General features: G+C 56.2%; 9 protein-coding genes and 5 pseudogenes. 6 read left to right on the top strand and 8 right to left on the bottom strand.

Features of this window, described 5'->3' with window-relative positions; translation table 11 throughout:
* Positions 1–7: 7 nt before the first annotated feature.
* Positions 8–181 (top strand): hypothetical protein, encoded by a 174-nt coding sequence (locus tag F3H58_RS27335; RefSeq protein WP_188129050.1) that lies wholly within the window; start codon positions 8–10, stop codon positions 179–181.
* Positions 182–214: 33 nt separating this feature from the next.
* Here the strand turns inward: F3H58_RS27335 and F3H58_RS23645 are convergent.
* A pseudogene (locus F3H58_RS23645) lies at positions 215–1,098 on the bottom strand (ArdC family protein).
* Positions 1,099–1,492: 394 nt separating this feature from the next.
* On the opposite strand from F3H58_RS23645, the pseudogene F3H58_RS23640 reads away from it, so the two are divergent.
* Positions 1,493–2,361, top strand: a pseudogene (locus F3H58_RS23640) (lactate dehydrogenase); the annotation flags it as partial.
* A 37-nt stretch (positions 2,362–2,398) separates the two neighbouring features.
* Here the strand turns inward: F3H58_RS23640 and F3H58_RS23635 are convergent.
* Positions 2,399–2,743: a hypothetical protein gene (locus F3H58_RS23635; RefSeq protein ID WP_149743983.1), complete on the bottom strand. Its 345-nt coding sequence runs from the start codon at positions 2,741–2,743 to the stop codon at positions 2,399–2,401.
* A gap of 316 nt (positions 2,744–3,059) precedes the next feature.
* On the opposite strand from F3H58_RS23635, the gene F3H58_RS23630 reads away from it, so the two are divergent.
* Positions 3,060–3,308, top strand: coding sequence for a hypothetical protein (locus tag F3H58_RS23630; protein WP_149743982.1), 249 nt, complete (start codon positions 3,060–3,062; stop codon positions 3,306–3,308).
* Positions 3,309–3,670: 362 nt separating this feature from the next.
* Here the strand turns inward: F3H58_RS23630 and F3H58_RS23625 are convergent.
* A pseudogene (locus F3H58_RS23625) lies at positions 3,671–4,537 on the bottom strand (IS3 family transposase); the annotation flags it as partial.
* A 72-nt stretch (positions 4,538–4,609) separates the two neighbouring features.
* On the opposite strand from F3H58_RS23625, the pseudogene F3H58_RS23620 reads away from it, so the two are divergent.
* Positions 4,610–5,659: pseudogene (locus F3H58_RS23620) on the top strand (IS110 family RNA-guided transposase).
* 238 nt (positions 5,660–5,897) lie between these two features.
* Here F3H58_RS23620 and F3H58_RS23615 read toward each other — a convergent pair.
* Positions 5,898–6,161 (bottom strand): annotated as a pseudogene (locus F3H58_RS23615) (transposase); the annotation flags it as partial.
* Between the two features lie 940 nt (positions 6,162–7,101).
* Here F3H58_RS23615 and F3H58_RS23610 point away from each other — a divergent pair.
* A complete protein-coding gene (locus tag F3H58_RS23610) occupies positions 7,102–8,505 on the top strand; it encodes a toprim domain-containing protein (RefSeq protein WP_188129049.1) in 1,404 nt (467 codons plus the stop codon).
* Positions 8,506–10,177: 1,672 nt separating this feature from the next.
* Positions 10,178–10,753: a hypothetical protein gene (locus F3H58_RS23605; protein WP_149743980.1), complete on the top strand. Its 576-nt coding sequence runs from the start codon at positions 10,178–10,180 to the stop codon at positions 10,751–10,753.
* Between the two features lie 957 nt (positions 10,754–11,710).
* Here F3H58_RS23605 and pdxR read toward each other — a convergent pair.
* The 4 genes from pdxR to F3H58_RS23585 all read right to left on the bottom strand — a co-directional run bounded on the left by pdxR (position 11,711) and on the right by F3H58_RS23585 (position 17,158).
* Complete coding sequence (pdxR, locus tag F3H58_RS23600) at positions 11,711–13,306, bottom strand: MocR-like pyridoxine biosynthesis transcription factor PdxR (RefSeq protein ID WP_149743979.1); 1,596 nt, start codon at positions 13,304–13,306, stop codon at positions 11,711–11,713.
* A 64-nt stretch (positions 13,307–13,370) separates the two neighbouring features.
* Complete coding sequence (locus F3H58_RS23595; protein ID WP_188129048.1) at positions 13,371–14,663, bottom strand: molybdopterin molybdotransferase MoeA; 1,293 nt, start codon at positions 14,661–14,663, stop codon at positions 13,371–13,373.
* Positions 14,664–14,708: 45 nt separating this feature from the next.
* Positions 14,709–15,014, bottom strand: coding sequence for a ferredoxin family protein (locus F3H58_RS23590; RefSeq protein WP_149743977.1), 306 nt, complete (start codon positions 15,012–15,014; stop codon positions 14,709–14,711).
* 11 nt (positions 15,015–15,025) lie between these two features.
* Positions 15,026–17,158, bottom strand: coding sequence for a molybdopterin-containing oxidoreductase family protein (locus tag F3H58_RS23585; RefSeq protein ID WP_149743976.1), 2,133 nt, complete (start codon positions 17,156–17,158; stop codon positions 15,026–15,028).
* Positions 17,159–17,166: the final 8 nt, after the last annotated feature.

Here is a 17,166-nt window from a genome sequence, read left to right as displayed (position 1 = left end):
AGGACCAGTGCGTCAGCAGACCAAGTCGTTCATCGTCGAACGCAAACCATCCCGCAAGCCCAAGCCCGATACCGCAAAGCCGTCGATCTGGGGAAAGCTGGATGCAGATATTGCGCAAGGTCTTAGCGATCAGCGTGATATGGACCACGCGGTCGCCACCAGTGGTGACAACCGCGCTTGAGCGTCAGGCCGCAGCCTGCACATCCGTCTCAGGCTACAAGGAATGAAGAAAACTCACCGCACGCTGTGCGCGAGCTGCTGTTTGGAATATCGCCCGCTTATCGTTGGCCAGCACCGATAGCCATAGGATGCGTGATCGGACCGCGGCTCAAGCTCCGGCACGATTCCGAGGTCAGAGCAGAGGAAGCAACTGCCGAGTTCCGCAATAAGGTCTTCGCGCGCCCGCTCCGTTCGGTCCTTGGCGTAACGAGAGAGGTCACGTCCTACGCGATGTTCTGCCGCCGTCCAGTGGATTGCTTCATGACTGAGGACGGCAGCGTATCCGGCAGCATCGCGAAACGCCTCGAAGGGCGGCATCTGAATGTAGTCCATGGCCGGGGAATAGTAGGCTTGGTTGCCGCCATGCCGGATGACTGCGCCCGTGTTGCGGAAAAAACGATCGGCGCTCCCGATCCGCTCGACGGGATCAAGAACCTTGCCGGGCGGCGCATAATAGCTGTCGGGCAGACCGTCGATCTGCTCGACATTGAACACCGAATAGGCATTCAGGAATGGATCTCCGGATCGATCTCGTTACCGTTTCCGTCGGCTTCCGACTCGGTGAAGCGGCTGGCGAAGACGACGGTTGAACCAGTCTCGCCCTTGCGCACGGCCCCGCCCAGTTCAAGGGACTGCTTGAACGTCATCCACATCGAGGAGGAGAAGCCGCGAGTCATCTGCTCCGACCATAGAAGGAGCACGTTCATGCCCCGAGTAAGGAACACCGTTGTAGCGCACCGGCCGGGTAATGCGACCATCGGTGTTGGCAGCGCTCCATGGCTTCATACAGGGACGCACGCCCTGTTCGAGATCCTCGACGATCCGATCGGTGGTCCGCGTGTAGATATCCGCACGGTCCAATTCTGATTTCTTTGGCATGACTTCTTTTCTTTTTAAGGCCGCGCCTATCGCGGCACGTCACGGAGGTCCGAAGTCAGGGGCCAATGGTGTGACCAGACACCGAAGGCCGCAACAGCGTGGAGGACGGCAAAGCCGTTGCATGGGCACCGGGCTCCTGCAGAACCCGCCGAGCGGGACGGGCCGCGATCGCGCGTCGCCAGTTTGCCTTTTCGACATAAGAAGAGCCGGCGCTGCAGGCGCCGGCCTCGGATCAGAAAGAAAAGGCGGAGTGCGACCCCGCCGAGTGTGTCACTCGAGAGCGGCCATCTGGGCCTCGGCCGCCTGCGGTCAAACGATGCGCCCGGGTTTTCGACCGGTCGGTCCTGCAGTTCGTTCTGATCCGGAGCGTCATCGATTTGCCCTTCTTGGTGCTCAGCGGGGTTGTCAACATGAGGAGGTCGATATCTTCGCTTATATGCCACCTAAGGCTCGCTCGACGCCTCGATGTGGCAGAACAACGAGCGAAAGGTGCGGTTCATCGCCGCCGCCCTCTGCGGTGATACCTCTATCGGCGACTGGAAGACGTTAGTGAGGGCACTGCCAACCAGCCATGGCGAAAGCCATTGCGTCGGAGGACGAGTGGCTGATGCAGACGGCTGGCCTCGAAGCCGACATCGCCCGGCTCGAGCGATTGCGTGCCGCCCACGAGGATGACAATGCGCCGTCCGCCGGCAGATGCGCGATGCCGAGCGTGAGATCGAGGTCTCAACCCGGCGCATAGGTGAGATCGGCCAGGACATCATTGGGCGGCTTAGGCCGACAAGCGGAGATGCCTTTACGATGGCTGTGCTCCCACGAGAATATACCGAGCGCAAGGAGGCGGGCCGCGCTTTGATGAAGGATATCCTCGAGCTTCTACAACTGCAGCAAGGGGGCGAGCTGCATCTGGCAAAGATCGGCGCTTCGATCCCGTCTATGCGGGCGAGAGCTTTGGCAAAGGCCATGGAGTCACGAGCGGCTGCTCCAACGCATTGGCGCCGATTACGAGATCGATCTGGCGATCACGGTAACGCCGCTTGGCGCCGTCTCACGGTTTGACTCTCTGTGGCTTCAATGGGGAACAGCACCAGTACCGCCGGCGGCTTGAAGATGCCCAGCGGCGATTGGTTTCCTACCGTTCCCGAGACGGAGGCGCTTTGGCGTTCGCAGGCGACCTCTCCGGAAAAGCGGCTGAGGCTGCGATCAATCGAGGCTGAACTGGCGACAGATCTGGACCACGACACCATCGTCGCTGCTGCATAGCTGCGTTGCCCATAAACGTTTTCTAGTTGGTCAAAAATCAGGCATAATGCCTGCGGCTGATGCACATGATAGTCACCTCCGAGTTCCGTCGCAACAGCTGTTCCCCTCTGGAGGTTTTACATCTCCACACTTCATGGGCCGCGGTTTCCGCAGGCCCATTTTTATATTCTTCGTTCGCTTCGTCCAAGGAACCTAGGGATTTTTTGCCGAGGCCTGTTTTGTGCAGGCCCCGCCGGTCGGCAGCCTGAAGAGCAATTATTTCAAGATAGCGGTGTCGCATAGCCTTCATGCCGATGTCTCCGCGGATACATTCCTCCACCGCGGAGAGGAACGCGGGATCAGCGTCGATCGGAGCACGGCGCGCTGCTGCCAGATCAATCACTCGTGGCGCGACGGCTCCCGGCTCTCGCTATCTGTGGTCACGAAGTTTCGCCTGTCATTCCTGATGGGCGAAAGATCTAACTGCTGATGTTGTGTATCCCGACTTGAAATTGCCTTTCTGACTGCCCCCGATGAGACGATGTCCTGCACGCAGCAATCGCCGCGGCGTTTGATATTGTCCCGGGATACAGAAGAAGGCGCTCTCCTGCCGGGTCGGAGCGCCTTTTTTGTTTCGGGGCGACCGCAAACGAACAGTTTCACCTTGACCGAAACAACCTCGCGGAGGAGATCTGCACTAATTTACATCGCGGGGACATATGCTGTTTTTTCTGGTGACGCAGACATCGCTGGTCGAAGCTCAAGATGAGCAGGAGGCCGCTCAAACAGGCGTTGACCACCTCCGCTACGGCGGACAGGTCACCGTTTCGGTCAAGTCGAATGAAAGAACGATACGCACGTCGTTGTCGCCGCACGCGTTGAGGAGCCTGTACCAAGCTCGTCGGCCCAGATCGATGAACCATCGCCTGCTGCTGTTGCTATCCTCGAAGTTTCTTTTGCCGCACTAGAAAGCAGGAAACTGATCTTGAGGCGCATGCTCGCCGATGGCCTTGCTCTTCTGGGGCGCCGAACCTAGTCCCGTCCATGAAGCTGGAAGCATGGCTACCGACAGCATTTATTGCCTTCGAGCGTCGGCTCGAATTGAGAAGTGAGGAGAAAGAGAAAAGCAGGAGAGACAAACCAGTCCAGATCGGTCCTCCTGCCACGCTATCGCTCTACCGCCGCCTGCGTCGTCCCGGCCGGTCGGCGGTCCGGAAATTGTTTTCGAGAAAAGATGAAGACAGGAAGGGCTGGCAAAGGCGCCGGTCTGGAACCTCCCGAAAGGAACATCGCATGCAGATCATGATGGTTGTGACCTGCCACTGAACTTTCATCCAGCGGCGATTAGAGCACCGGCGGTTTTCGATACGCCATTTGGCGCGGTTGCGGCGATGGTCCCGGCATAGTTGGCCGGGGTCTGATATCCGAGCGATGAGTGCGGCCGGAAGTTGTTGTAATCCTCCGCCCATTCGGAAATGGCGCTGCGGGCTTGGCCGAGACCGAAGAACAGGCTCTCGTTCAGCAGTTCGGCGCGCATGCGGCCTTTGAAGGATTCGACGTAGCCGTTCTGCATCGGCTTTCCCGGCGCGATGTAGTGCCATTCGACCTTGTGCTCCTTTGACCAGGCGAGGATCGCGTTCGACGTGAACTCCGTGCCATGGTCGGAGACGATCATGCCGGGCTTGCCGCGCCGTTCGATAAGCGCCGTCAGTTCGCGGGCGACCCGACGCCCGGAGATCGAGGTGTCGGGGATTGCCGCCAGGCATTCGCGCGTCACGTCATCGACGATGTTGAGCACGCGAAACCTCTTTTCGCAGGCAAACTGGTCGTGGACGAAATCCAGCGACCAGCGGGCATTGGCCTTCGCTTCGACCAGTATCGGCGCACGCGTGCCGACGGCACGCCGTCTGGCTTTCCGCTTGCGGACCGACAGCCCTTCCTCGCGATACAGCCGGTAGATGCGATTGACGCCGGACGGCTCTCCGTCTCGCTTGAGCAGGACGAACAGTCGCCGGTAGGCGAAACGCCGTCGCTCGTTGGCGAGGTCGCGAAGCTTTTTCCGCAGTTCGGCCTCTGACGGTCGGCGCGACCGATAGCGCACCATCTTCCGGTCAGCGGAGATGATCTGGCAGGCCCGCCGCTCCGAGAGGCCCATGACGGCCTTCAGATGCGCGACGGCTTCACGCTGGGCGGCGGGCCTACCATTAATGGGATGGTCCGCCTCGTCCTCCTGCCGCATCATGAGGCGGCCAAACCGAAGGAGGTTGCAATGTCACAGCGCAATATGCCGCGCCCAGCGGCTGTCTACGGAATTGATATTGGCAAGAACATCCTTCACGTTGTCGATCTCGGAAGCGATGGTGTCCCAGTCCAGAAGGTTCGTTTCTGACGCGACACACTGCTACAGTTCTTCGAACGCGCAGCGCCGGCGATCGTAGGGATGGAATCGTGTGCAGGATCTCAGTGGATCGCCAGGAAGATACAGGCGTTCGGACATAAGGTGCGTCTGATCCCCGCGCAGTTCGTGAAGCCCTACGTAAAGTCGAACAAGAGCGACATCATCGATGCGGAAGTGATTGCTGAGGCTGCCACGCGACCAACACAATGCGGTTTGCGGCACTCAAGAGCGAGGAACAAGCCGATCTCCAGGCTTTACACAGGGTCCGAGATCAGATGATCGGAACGAGAACGCGTCTGATCAATCAGATGCGAGCTTTCTGCCTCGAATACGGGATCGCCCTGCGGCAAGGCGCAGGCCTCTTCAAGCTCGACTTGCCGCAAGCTCTCGAAGATCACTCCAACGATCTCTCGTCGGCAATGCGTAAGCTGCTTGCAGACCTTTTTGCCGCGCCAATTGGAACAGCGCATTGGCGACATCACACGCGAGATCGAGGCGATCGCCAGTCGCGAGGATGTCGCACGACGGCTCATGACGATCCCTGGGATTGGGGCGTTGGGCGCAACTGCGCTTCTGGCTGCCGTTGGAAACGGCCGACAATTCCAGAAAGCTCGCGATCTGGCAGCGTGGCTTGGCCTAGTGCCACGGGAATACTCGACCGGAGGAAAGCAGAAGCTTCTCGGCATCAGCAAGCGGGGAAACCGCTATGTTCGCAAGCTTCTCGTACATAGCGCACGATCCTACTTTCGGCACCTCGACCGAACACGAGATCGATTGGGGAGCTGGCTGGATGGCCTTCAGACTCGGATGCACCCCAACAAAGCTGTCGTCGCACTTGCCGCTAAAATGGCCCGGATCGTCTGGGTCGTCCTGACCAGGCCTGGAGCACTCTACGAACGCAGAGACCCTACCTTCACCTGAGGATCCAAGCTCGATTGCAAGGCTCGGGAATAGTGATGACGAAACAGTGGATCAACATGCCGTAAGTCCTGTGCAAAAAAGCGGGCCTCGTGCCCGAACCATTTATTGGGAACGGCATGTGCGGATCTCATCATGGCCTGGCTGCAACCGCAGCCCACTCGCGAGAGGCCGGATACATTTATGCAACTGGAATCGTTATTTACGATGTCGCGTACCCTTGCACGGGCGAGGCGGACCATACATTTTTTGCAAGAAGCTCGCGGAGTGCGGCGGCATCCAGCATCTGCTCGGCGAGCAGCTTTTTCAGCTTGGCGTTCTCCTCTTCGAGCGCCTTCAGACGCTTCGCCTCAGAAACCTCCATGCCGCCGTATTTGGCTTTCCAATTGTAAAATGTCGCATCCGAAATCCCATGCTTGCGGCAGGGGTCCGCCACCTTCGCGCCAGCCTCCTGCTCCTTCAGTACCGCAATAATCTGCTCTTCCGTAAATCTCTGCTTCTTCATGCGTCCGTCCTTCAAAAGGCCGGACTCTAATCCAAACTGGAGGAAATTACCCGTGGCAGGTCAGTTGACCCGTGCGCACTTGAGGAAATCCACATCAAGGGATACCGTAGCAATCACTATCAAACCGACACAATGCCGCGATCTACAAAGACAGCCATGCCGCGTAAGATGCTACCTCATCCTCGCGGCGATCATGTTTGGTGCCGTCTCCGTAAGATTTCAAGCCCGCTTGGGGGCAGGCGGAGGCGATCTTGCGTTGAGAATCGCCATTGCACGGCGGCCTAGCCTCGCAGAATCTTTTAGGGCCAAGAAGCTGCGAGATTGGGTGCGCACCTCAAAAGCGCGAGGGTGAGTTCGGTTTGGCTCATCTGCTCTAGCGGAAACCTGGGCTATTTCTACTGACTCTTCAGTAGCGACAGCAGGGTCCAGGTCAATCTTGTCCAGCAAGTGACTTTGGATACTGGTTAGGGCCGGAGGCCAATTCGGCCCTGCAATTACAGCTCTCCTGGAAGCTATGGGGAGCTTTGACGCTCCGACAAGTGAATTGGGATAATAGCGACCTCCCTTCCGGTCCCGCGTTCGGAATGACCTTTCCGCGGCATCTCATTGAGGTTGAGACAAATTTTAAAATACGTTCGACGACGCTTTAGACGTCCATTTGCGCGGTATGTCCGATTCTAACCACCAGATCGTTACAGATGCAATTATAGTCCATAAGATGTTGCCGGCAAATGCTGCAACATTATTAATAGTTGGAAGACGAGGCCCCGTATAAGACCACAGGGATCACACTCACATGCCTATTCGCAGAATCTTGGGGGCTCCAGTCCCGCAGCAAAATCGGAATTCGCCTTTGCTGACAGAAGGCGAGAGCAACACTGACCGTACTAGTGCTTCAAACAGCGAACATAGGGAGCCAGCTACTCTACGCCTTTCGGACATGGTACGGTTCTATACCGGCCGAGAGCTGATTCCAGGCGGCAAAGGTAAGTGGAAAACTAATTGTCCCACTGCGGATCACGACGACCAGAACCCGTCATTCGAGATAAACGACAATCTGGGACATTTTGGTGCTTACAAATGTTGGGGGTGTCAAGTGCACGGAGGCGGTGAAGATTTCGCTCAAAAGATCATGCGAAAGAAAAGTTGGCAAGCTGCCGTGAATGACTACGTTGCGGTTAACCGCAACGGCGCATTTAGGGCTGAGCCGGTAAACCGACTTTGGCGTCCGCGGACTGCCGCGCCCAGCGTCGCAATTAGCGACCGAGAAGCTCGCACGCGACCAGCGTCGCCGGAGATGTCAGAGGAAGACATCCTTATTCGGCTGGCCGAACACCACTATATGCAGCAAAACGTCGAGCTAGCGTCCCAATTGTTCCAGGATAGTCTTCTCAACGATCGAGTTGTTGAGGCTTCGGGAAAGGAACCGCTTAATAAGAAAGCTCGAGAATATCTTTCTCAACGCGGCCTCTGGAAGCCTGACCCGGCGTTCAAAGTAGGGTATTTTCCTGCAGAATCTTTCGTAAAATATCTGGACAAAGAGGACGTTACTAAAAGAGATGCAATAAGCAGCCACAGAATGTTCGCCGCGTATAGTTATTTAAGAGGTAGAATTATATTTCCTTGGTGCAACGATAAGGGAGATGTCGTAGGTTTAACAGGCCGATCGATAGGAGATCCGCCGAAGGGAAAACCAAAATACTGGAATTCAAAAAATACAGATATCTTCAAGAAGTCCGAACTATTATGGGGGCACCATCTTGCTAAGGAGGCCATTCGTAAAACACGAGAACTGATTGTTGTCGAGGGCTACACCGATGTCATGTCGTTACACAAGGCAGGGATAAAGCAGACCGTCTCACCTATAGGAATCGCCATCAGTCGGACCCAACTAGACAAGCTCTTTAGTCTCAACGATCATGTGCTCGTTTGCCTCGATGGAGACAAGGCCGGGCGGAAGGCCAGCGTCGACGTTGCAAAACACACTCTCGCTTATCTCAACGAAACTGGATCCGGTGAGAAAGGCAAGAGCATGAGTTTCGCATTGCTACCGGGTGGGAAAGACCCCGACGAAATTCTTCGTGAAGGCGGCGTACAGGCTTTTGAAAGAGCCATCAGTAAACGTTTAAGCCTGACCGAGATGATCGCATACGGCGAGGAACTGGAGCGTCAAAACTCTGCTGCGCAGATGACAACCAGTAGCAGTCAACTTACGAATGGGACGGCTGGACAAAGTGCTCCAGAAGCGCCAAGAACGATAAGCAAACGTGATGCGCCCGACGCCCGAGAGCGAGCTCGTTTTGAGGTAAAAAGGCAGCGCGGGTCAGGCGGCCTTGAAATATAAAGCTTCGCAAAGTGTTGGGTGCTACCTTTGTGATGGCAGTGTTGCTGTGCAGAATCGCCCGCTTGAGGCTCATATAAGGCACTACGCCGGGGAGATCATCATGGTGGATTGGTGTTGCATCCGCTTCCACCAGCATGCTGCGCCGTACAAGCGTGGAGCCGGGTCTATAACGCGATCGAAAGCGCCAGGATGTTCACCCGGCCCGTCGCCTCCCCAAGCTTCGTATCCCTTAGACCTTGTAACATTCCGTCTCTGTCAAAATATCAACCGATGTTGTCGACACACCTGTTGTGAGCACGATTTCCAGCGACGCTTGGGTAGCGCGATATCTCCTGCGGGCTACGCAATTCGATCCGGTGATTTGCGCCCTGGGCAGATAATCAGCTCCATACCGCCATTATACGACCTGCGTAAACCGCTTCGATCGATGGCATCGTGCGGGTCGTTGGTCGCGTATTCTCAACGCAATAACCGAAGCTTACGATGGCGATATCCAGATGATCGACAGCTCATCGATCCGCTTGCATTAACACGCCGCAACGGTCAAAAAAGACGAGCGATCCAATCGCATGGATCGCTCGCGTGGCGGGCTGATACCAAAGTCCTTACTTTGGGCGAGGCAGACCGCCGTCCAATCCGATTGAAACTGACAGTAGGCCAGGCTCATGACGGACGCTCGGCAGCCGTTATGTTGGAGACCGTTCGGGCTAGGAACATCTTCTGGCCGATCGCGCTTGTGACAGTGACCAGTTGCGGCAGGACCTCAAGGCCGTTGGCGATGGGGTAGCATCCGCCCCATGCCGACAAAGGTGAGTATTCTCCGTCTCAGCTAAGGCTCTACAGGAAGTACAAAGCAGTCGATTTTTTCAACACTTCAAACCACTACGTTCAGCCACAACTCGATACGACAAGCGCGATCATAACGTCCTCGCCGCCGCCCAGTTTGTATCAATTCGTATCTGTTGTGACCTAATGAGTCGGTCACCTAGAACAATACCCACACATAAGGGCATCGATGCAACGAATATTCGCCATTGATCAAGACGGTCGCCGCGATAGCCGGGCAGCATGTCGAGATCGATCGGACGGTTGTCCTCGGTCGTATCACTTTGGCCCGTGTGGCAGTGCCTTCATGGAGTGCTCCCCGATTCATCGGACGAAAGGTTGATCACTGGCGCCCTATGCTGGGGCGTAGTCCCCGACGGTTGCGTGTTTCTCCGCTCTGATTTCGATGCTCTTACGATTCTCGATATTTTGGTCCGATCCCTATTGCGGGCCCCCTGAATTTCCCGGCATTTCGACGCCAGATGGCATGGGCACGCGGATAGCCGTAAGTGGGCGTTCTAGGACAGCGGCCTGAATGTCGTCTGCGAGCACGCGATCAGGTCGTGGCGGGCATTCTCTGATATGGAAGAAGAGAGAGCGAGCCAACAGATTTTTTTGGGCACCAGAAAGAGCGCTTCCTTCAGGATTCCGCTCGCTATCATCTTCTTGTCCGACGGGCGTTTCAGTTCTTTAACTCGACCTGCAGTGCACGGTATTTGAAAGGCCGGACAACCGCCTCTTTAGGCGCCCTCTGAGACGTCATTCGCGTCAAGCTAAAGAGTTGTTTTGGCCGAGAACCGTAGCGACTCGCGACGAAGCACAATGTTGCGTCGGCCCCGCAGGTCTGATGGATGATCACGAACATATCGGCTGTGGTGCGCGGCGCCGACGCTTCGGCCTTAATAGGACTTTCCTCTTAAGATGCTTCAGTCATATTACTTATGAAACCAGCTTCCCGGTTGTGAATCCGGTGACTCATGGATTTAATTGTTGTCGCGAACGAGAAGGAGAAACCATGTCAGTCGCTGAAGAGTATGAACCAATGGATTGGATGCCATCTAATGTGACACCAGGCGGAGAAAACGCGAGCCGCTCTTTGGACGATCATCACGACGCCACCCGTCTCTCTCGGAGGCCTCGCCTAGCCTCGGCGGATGTGGCACTGCCCGTTAGGCGGGCGGTTGCCGCGACGCAACCAGCTGTTGGAATTCGAAAATCGGAATTGCCAAAAGAAAATCTGGTTCGTGACACGGTTCAAAGCATTGAGGAAAGGCGCCCTTCGCTGGCCAGCCGAGAGAATTCGAACCGCAATGTGGAGCTTGGCACCGACAAAATTCCCTCTGGCATCGTAAATGAAAGAAAAAAGATCTACGAGGCGCGTCCGGTTCTCGATGTACGAAGCCGAGAACCGGACGCCCGCTAATAAAAGACGTTCAACGATGTCCTGAAACTGGTCCGTCATGCACTCTAGATGTCCACCGTCGTGGCATGCCGCCTCAACTCGGATGGACGCGCCAAATATCACCAGCGCAAATCCGCCATAGGTCGCCATCACGGTCATCATGCGAAGGCTCATCGTCCGAGCAAACGCACTGCTGCGCAATGGCCGAGTTGGACGCAACGAAATACCCGTGATCAAAAAGGATACCACAGACAAGGCGAGTTGCGGCAGCTAATCATGGGCGTGCCCTAATCCCTGTTGTGATGCTTGACGACAAGATGAATGGCCTGGCCGTTGGCGGCACCAAAGGTCGCTGACTCGACCTTCACCCCACAGGGTCGCCAACTAGAACGTCGCTGACAATCTCACTGCCATGGTGCGCATGATCGAGTTCCGAACCAAGAATGTGGGCTACACTGCCTATGACGATCTCCACAGATCCAGGCAGCATATAGGCCCTGCTGACATGCCCCCATTAAATTAGGCCATTTAGAACTGGAATTTTCCACTTATGATCCCTGATGGGAAGAAGAGGAGAATTCGATAAATGCCTCGAAGTTTTCGGAAGCGCAGATCGTATTAATCTTTGATAGCCAAGCAGCCAAGATTTTACCCTCGCCGAACCGATACCCTTTCCAAAAGCAAGAGCTTTGCCTTGTATTGCGATTAATTCCACTGAGCTTGTTGAGCCAATTCTCTAGTGTGGTCGCATTTGGATGGAGTCTGCTCTAAACGATAGCCGCGCGCCGGATTCAGGTAGCACGCAGAGCCGCTTGCCCATTTTGGGCGCTGCACTAAGGCAGCTGTTCAATATAAGCTTACCGACGGCGATAATCTCTAAAAAGTTCCAATCGGCGCGTTGACGATGGTACCAGGCAAATCTAAGCTCGCCAATGAGCGCCGTTCAGTGCACCTCCAAGTGCAGATATCGTGTACGGCCTAAATACGCGCCCGTGTTTGTTGGACATTACCGGCCCCCGCCCCTGGAAAGTCGCGCCTTCGTCGATTTAATATTTCGTCGCCTGCAAACAGCTCGCCAAGCTGCGCGATTGCTCGGCCAATTTCGGCTTCGGTCAGTGAGGAATATCCAAACATAAGCATATTATCCGGCGCGGAGTCGTCGAAATCGAACGCACTCCCGCTAGAAAGTGCATAAACTCCGATCCCATAAGCACGGGCTTTGACCTGCAGATTTCGAGCTCTCGGCATACCCTGCGGAAGTTTCCAAACGAAATGCAAACCACCATCGTGTCCCGAGATGATCGGCGCGCCGAAGGTTTTTTGAAGCGCTTCAACCAAGCAATCTCGTCGTGACTTGTAGATTATTCGTAGCTTGCGCAGATGCCGATCGAAATGTCCGTCAGCAATGAACTCGGCAAGCGCGGATTGCTCCAGCCATGATTGCCCATTGCTCATCTGGGCCTTCATCATACGTGCTTCGTCCCAGAATGCCCGCGGCACGACCGCAAACCCCATCCGGACCCCTGCCCCTACCGACTTTGAGAAGGTTCCCGCGTAGAAGACTCTTCGGCCACCGTCCAGACCCGCGAGCGAGGTCAGCGGCGGTCCATCGTAGCGGAAGTCGCTGTCATAATCGTCCTCTATGATGTAACTCTCGGTATCCTCTGCCCAACGCAGCAAAGCTAATCGCCTAGAGAGCGACATCATTACTCCGGTCGGAAACTGATGGGAGGGCGTGACGTAAAGCAGGTTCCCTCGAGTTGTTGGAAGCCGTTCCGTGCGAATGCCTTCACCGTCCACCGGCACAGCCTCGATCGGGATTGTCTCGGCCCTGAATAGCATCGATGCACCAAGGTAACATGGGTTCTCGATGCAAAGCTGGCGGGTATAAGTCCGCAGCAGACTGACGATCAGGTTCAGTGCATCCTGGCCTCCAGCTGTGACGATTATCTGGTCCATTGTCACATGCATGCCGCGGCTGCGCGCCAAGTGATCGGCGATGGCCGCCCGCAGCTTTGGCAGGCCAGCCGGATCACAGTAATCCGTGAAGTATTGTGGCTCGTTCGCCAGCAATCTTGACACGATCCGACGCCAGATTTGGAGAGGGAATGCACTCGCCGCCGAGCGGCCTGGCCAGAAATCGAGATGAGGTCTGTCGCCGCCGCCACCGGGAGAGCCAGCAAAACACAGGAGCGGCTCATCGGAGAGGTGGACTGTCGTTTCCGAACTCTGAATGCCACTCGTCGATCCACGTATGACAAGGAGGTCGTCAGGAGGAATAGACGTCACGAATACACCTGCGGTACCGCGTGTCTCGACATAGCCCTCAGCGGCAAGGCGTTCGTAGGCGATCATCACGGTGTTGCGGGAAAGACGCATCTTCTCGGCAAGCACGCGCGTCGGGGGAAGTGCCATACCCGCCTGAAGCCTTCCATCGAGAATTAGCGATCGCACTTGATCGAACACTTGGGTCTGAAGCGACTTTTTCGAGTTTGCGTCGAGCGTCAACGTTAATTCCATGGTTGGGCCTTCCTTCGCTTCCTCATCTAAATCAGCCACGACAGATGGCGTCATGAACCATATGACATCCGTTAGTCACCTCATTCAACATTGTCAGCCGAGGAGTGTAGATACTGTTTCACCAAGTTTGAAGAACGTCGCCGTCTCGAAATGGAAGGAATATGACCTTTTCTCCCACGCGAACGGTTCCACGGTGAGATTCAACTAGCGCGAAACCATCGGCTTGGCACAAAGGAGACAAGCGTCCTGATCCGGCCGGGCCAATGAATTTAAGAATCTTCTCGTCTCCTTGAACCACGATAGACGCTGGGACGAATTCTGTCCGACCAGGCCGCCGATTTAATTCACTGGCGACAAGGGCCTCCCACCCAGAGAGGGGGTCGTGTTGTAACCCGTGCAGCATTGCCAACATTGTCCGCACGAGCACCTGCCAAGAGACAAAGGCCGCTACCGGATTGCCCGGAAGACCCACGATGGTTGCGTTTGCGAGCTTACCGATGAGAGCGGGCTTCCCGGGCTTCATCGCGATCTTAAGCTGTCTGACTTCAGCTCCGGCGTCATCAAGTGCAGCGGATGTAAGGTCGGCCTCACCGACCGAAGTGCCCCCGCTGACTACAACCAGATCATTGTTCTTCGAGAGCTCGCTCAGAAGCGCGGATAATGACTGGAGGTTATCGGTGCAACATCCCGCATCGATGACATGTGCACCAGCTTCAGTCGCAAGGGCCATTAGCATCTGGCGGTTGCTGTCGAAGAGCTCCGAGCCGCCGAGAGCCTCGCCGGGCTGTCTAAGCTCGCTGCCGCACGAGACAACCGCCACTTTGGGCAGCTTCAACACCTCAATCCTCTCAAGACCCTGCGCAGCGAGCATCGCAATGCTACGGGCGTTAACTTTATGGCCCCTGGGCAAAATCGTGTCGCCCAGGCGTACGTCTTCTCCGAATGATCGAATGTTGGCTCCGGGCCGCGTAACCTCATGAGGGACGATCAAGCGGCCGTCGAGGAGGGTCGCGTGTTCCTGTAGGACGACCCGGTCAGCGCCCTTTGGTATGCGAGCACCTGTTGATATTCTCGCAGCCTGGCCACGTCGCAGGTCGGATGGATCATCACCTGCCAACCCGACATCGTTTCGCACGAGCTTGTAGCGACCGCTGCTTGCCGGACCCGCCAGCGCATAGCCGTCCATTGCCGATTGATCGAATGGCGGCAGGTCCAATCCTGCCTGTACGGACCGTGCAAGCCTACGGCCGTAGGATTTGGAAAGGGGGACGATTTCGACGTGAGAGATGGGTCGGGTGCTTGCCTTCGCAATGGCGATTGCCTCGCCAAGATCCATCAGTGGTCGAGGCTTCGCCGACTTGAAAGTCTGCGGGTCATCACAATCCAGTGAAGCTTTAGAATCGAGTTCCATTCGCGTTCTCATCTTCCTCATCGATGCGTCCTGGTGAACGGAGCCTCAGAAGCCTAAAGATGCCCTCCGTGCTTCTGCGCCCTCTAGCAAGGGTAGCTTTTTGCGAATGGTGGGCAGCGTTGACGCCATTTCGGCGTTCAACTCTATCCACTTTTCCTGCTCGCCGGACAGGTCATAGTCTTCGTATATCGCCTTAACAGGGCAAAGTGGCAGGCAAGCCCCACAGTCGATGCAAGCGCCGGGATCGATGTAGACTCGATCACCGTCTCCGTGAAAGCAGGATACCGGGCAAACCTCCACGCAATCCGTGAAGCGGCACCCAGAACAGTTTTCGGTAACAACGTAAGGCATGTAATGATCTCCTAGACTGCCTGGACTTTTGTCACTTCGACGAGATTGTCGGAAAAGGTCGGTGCTCTACCGAGGTTCGCCTGGCGGTCTGAACTTATCGAATTGACAGCGCTGTTCGACCTTGAATTCGATGCCCAATGACCAAGATAGCTTGCCACGACGCCCGGCATTGTGTCGTTGGAGACTAGGGCCGATCCGACGAACTCACCTCTGTCATTGAACACTCTGACCGCATCTCCCTCTGTGATCCCGCGCGCCTCAGCATCAGCCGGATGCATGATTACGACGGTATCGCCTTGACGGCGCATTTGCTTCGGCTCGTTGGCGTATTGGGAATTCAAAAAGCCATGCGCAGCAGGGCTTACGATATTGAGCGGGAAGCGGGTCGCCAGTTCGGGCGAGCTTTCGGGAGACTCGAAGGGCGGCATGTAGTTTGGAACCGGGTCGATGTAGCCGCCGTCCTGAAAGCCATTGTAGCCAGCGCGAAACGGCGGGGGCACGAAGTTACCGTGAACAGCCGTGCTTGACACGAATTCACACTTGCCGGACGGTGTCGGGAAATTTCCTCGCGCATGCGGCGCGCGCAAGTCCTTATCGCCGATTCGGACTCGCATGTACCCGGTTTCTTTTAGCTTCTCGAGTGTAATACCCTCCATGAACGGGGAGTTCCAGTCGATGAAGTCCCGTATCATTTCCTCGTCGGTTCGGGCCCATTCCGGCTCATTGAAGCCCATGGTCTCCGCAAGTAGCCTGAATAGCTGGGTGTTGGGGACCGCCTCGCCGGGCGCTTCGATCGCTTTGTTGTTGTATGAGAAATAGAAGTGCCCCCATGAGAACATCAAGTCTGTCTGTTCTGCTTGCATGGTGGCGGGAAGCAGAATGTCGGCGAATCGGGCCGTATCGGTCAAGAACAACTCGCTTACCACGACGAAAAGATCGTCCCGGGCCAGACCCTTCTTGATCCGCTCCTGCTCTGCGGCCTGCACAGCGGGATTGCTGTTGTAGACCATCAAAGACTTAATCGGCGGGTCTTGGGCCTCGAGTAGAGCCGTGCCGAGGCTGTTGAGGTTGAAGACGCGCACACTTTCCCGGATCCAATCCGGACGGCACATTGCGTCCCATTTCATTGGGAACGCATTCAGCGAAATCCCGAGATATCCACCCCCGACGTGGCGCCATGCACCAGTCAGCGCGGGCAGGCAACTGATGGCGCGAGCGGCATCTCCGCCATTGCGATGGCGTTCGACAGCGGTTCCGAGGCGGATGAAGCTCGCTCCGGATGTCGCATACTCACGCGCAAATGTAAGGATGTCCTCGACGGGAAGGCCAGTGATGGCCGATACCCGCTCGGGCGAGTATTCGGCAGCCCGCGCCGCCAACTCCTCGTAGCCTAGCGTATATTTCTCGACATAGTCATGATCCAAAAGATCTTCCGTAATGATGACATTCATCATTCCCAGGGCAAGCGCGGCATCGGTGCCTGGCCGAATACGGATGTGCCAATCGGCCTGCGCGGCCGTCTTGCTGCGCAGCGGATCGATCACGACCAGCTTGGCACCGTTTCTCTTAGCCTCGTCGATAAATGGCCAATGGTGAGATCCTGTGCTCAACGTGTTCATTGCCCAAAGAACAATATACTTTGAATGAACCGTACTTTCGAGGTCAACGCCTTCGCTAGCGCCGATGGAGAGGTGGGTTCCGACATCTCGACCGACGCCGCAGAACGTTTTTTCAGCAACCGTTGAGCCGAGCCGGTTGAAAAAGGCGTCGCCAACACTGATCCCGTTCAAAACGCCCTGCTGGCCGAGGTAGCTGCAGGGCATGATCGCCTGCGAGCCGTATTCGTCGATGATCGCAGTCCACCGCCTTTTGATCTCATCAAGTGCTTCTTGCCAGGTTATCCTTTCGAACTCACCTGCCCCCTTAGGTCCCACGCGTCGCATCGGGTAAAGAATTCGGTCGGGATTATAATGGTGAGCCGTGAAATCGTTCAGTTTGATGCACAGGCGCCCACGGGTGACCGGATGCTTGGGGTCACCCTTAACATCGATCAGCCGGCCATCCTTCACTGTATAGATAAACGCGCAGGTGTCGGGGCAGTCCTGGGGACAAGCTCCCTTGATTGTCATTGTTTCACCGTCCATGTTCCACC

Source organism: Rhizobium sp. NFACC06-2 (assembly GCF_900101425.1).
In the GTDB taxonomy this organism is placed as follows: Bacteria; Pseudomonadota; Alphaproteobacteria; order Rhizobiales; family Rhizobiaceae; genus Agrobacterium; species Agrobacterium leguminum.
The sequence above is the reverse complement of the archived record's forward strand: the minus strand, read 5'-3'. Positions and strand labels throughout refer to the sequence as shown.

Excerpts from the sequence above, each read along its gene's own strand:
- F3H58_RS23630 (WP_149743982.1), top strand. The coding sequence starts at position 3,060 with ATGCTGTTTTTTCTGGTGACGCAGACATCGCTGGTCGAAGCTCAAGAT.
- F3H58_RS23610 (WP_188129049.1), top strand. The coding sequence starts at position 7,102 with ATGGTACGGTTCTATACCGGCCGAGAGCTGATTCCAGGCGGCAAAGGT.
- F3H58_RS23605 (WP_149743980.1), top strand. The coding sequence starts at position 10,178 with ATGGATGATCACGAACATATCGGCTGTGGTGCGCGGCGCCGACGCTTC.
- pdxR (WP_149743979.1), bottom strand. The coding sequence starts at position 13,306 with ATGACGCCATCTGTCGTGGCTGATTTAGATGAGGAAGCGAAGGAAGGC.
- F3H58_RS23595 (WP_188129048.1), bottom strand. The coding sequence starts at position 14,663 with ATGGAACTCGATTCTAAAGCTTCACTGGATTGTGATGACCCGCAGACT.
- F3H58_RS23590 (WP_149743977.1), bottom strand. The coding sequence starts at position 15,014 with ATGCCTTACGTTGTTACCGAAAACTGTTCTGGGTGCCGCTTCACGGAT.
- F3H58_RS23585 (WP_149743976.1), bottom strand. The coding sequence starts at position 17,158 with ATGGACGGTGAAACAATGACAATCAAGGGAGCTTGTCCCCAGGACTGC.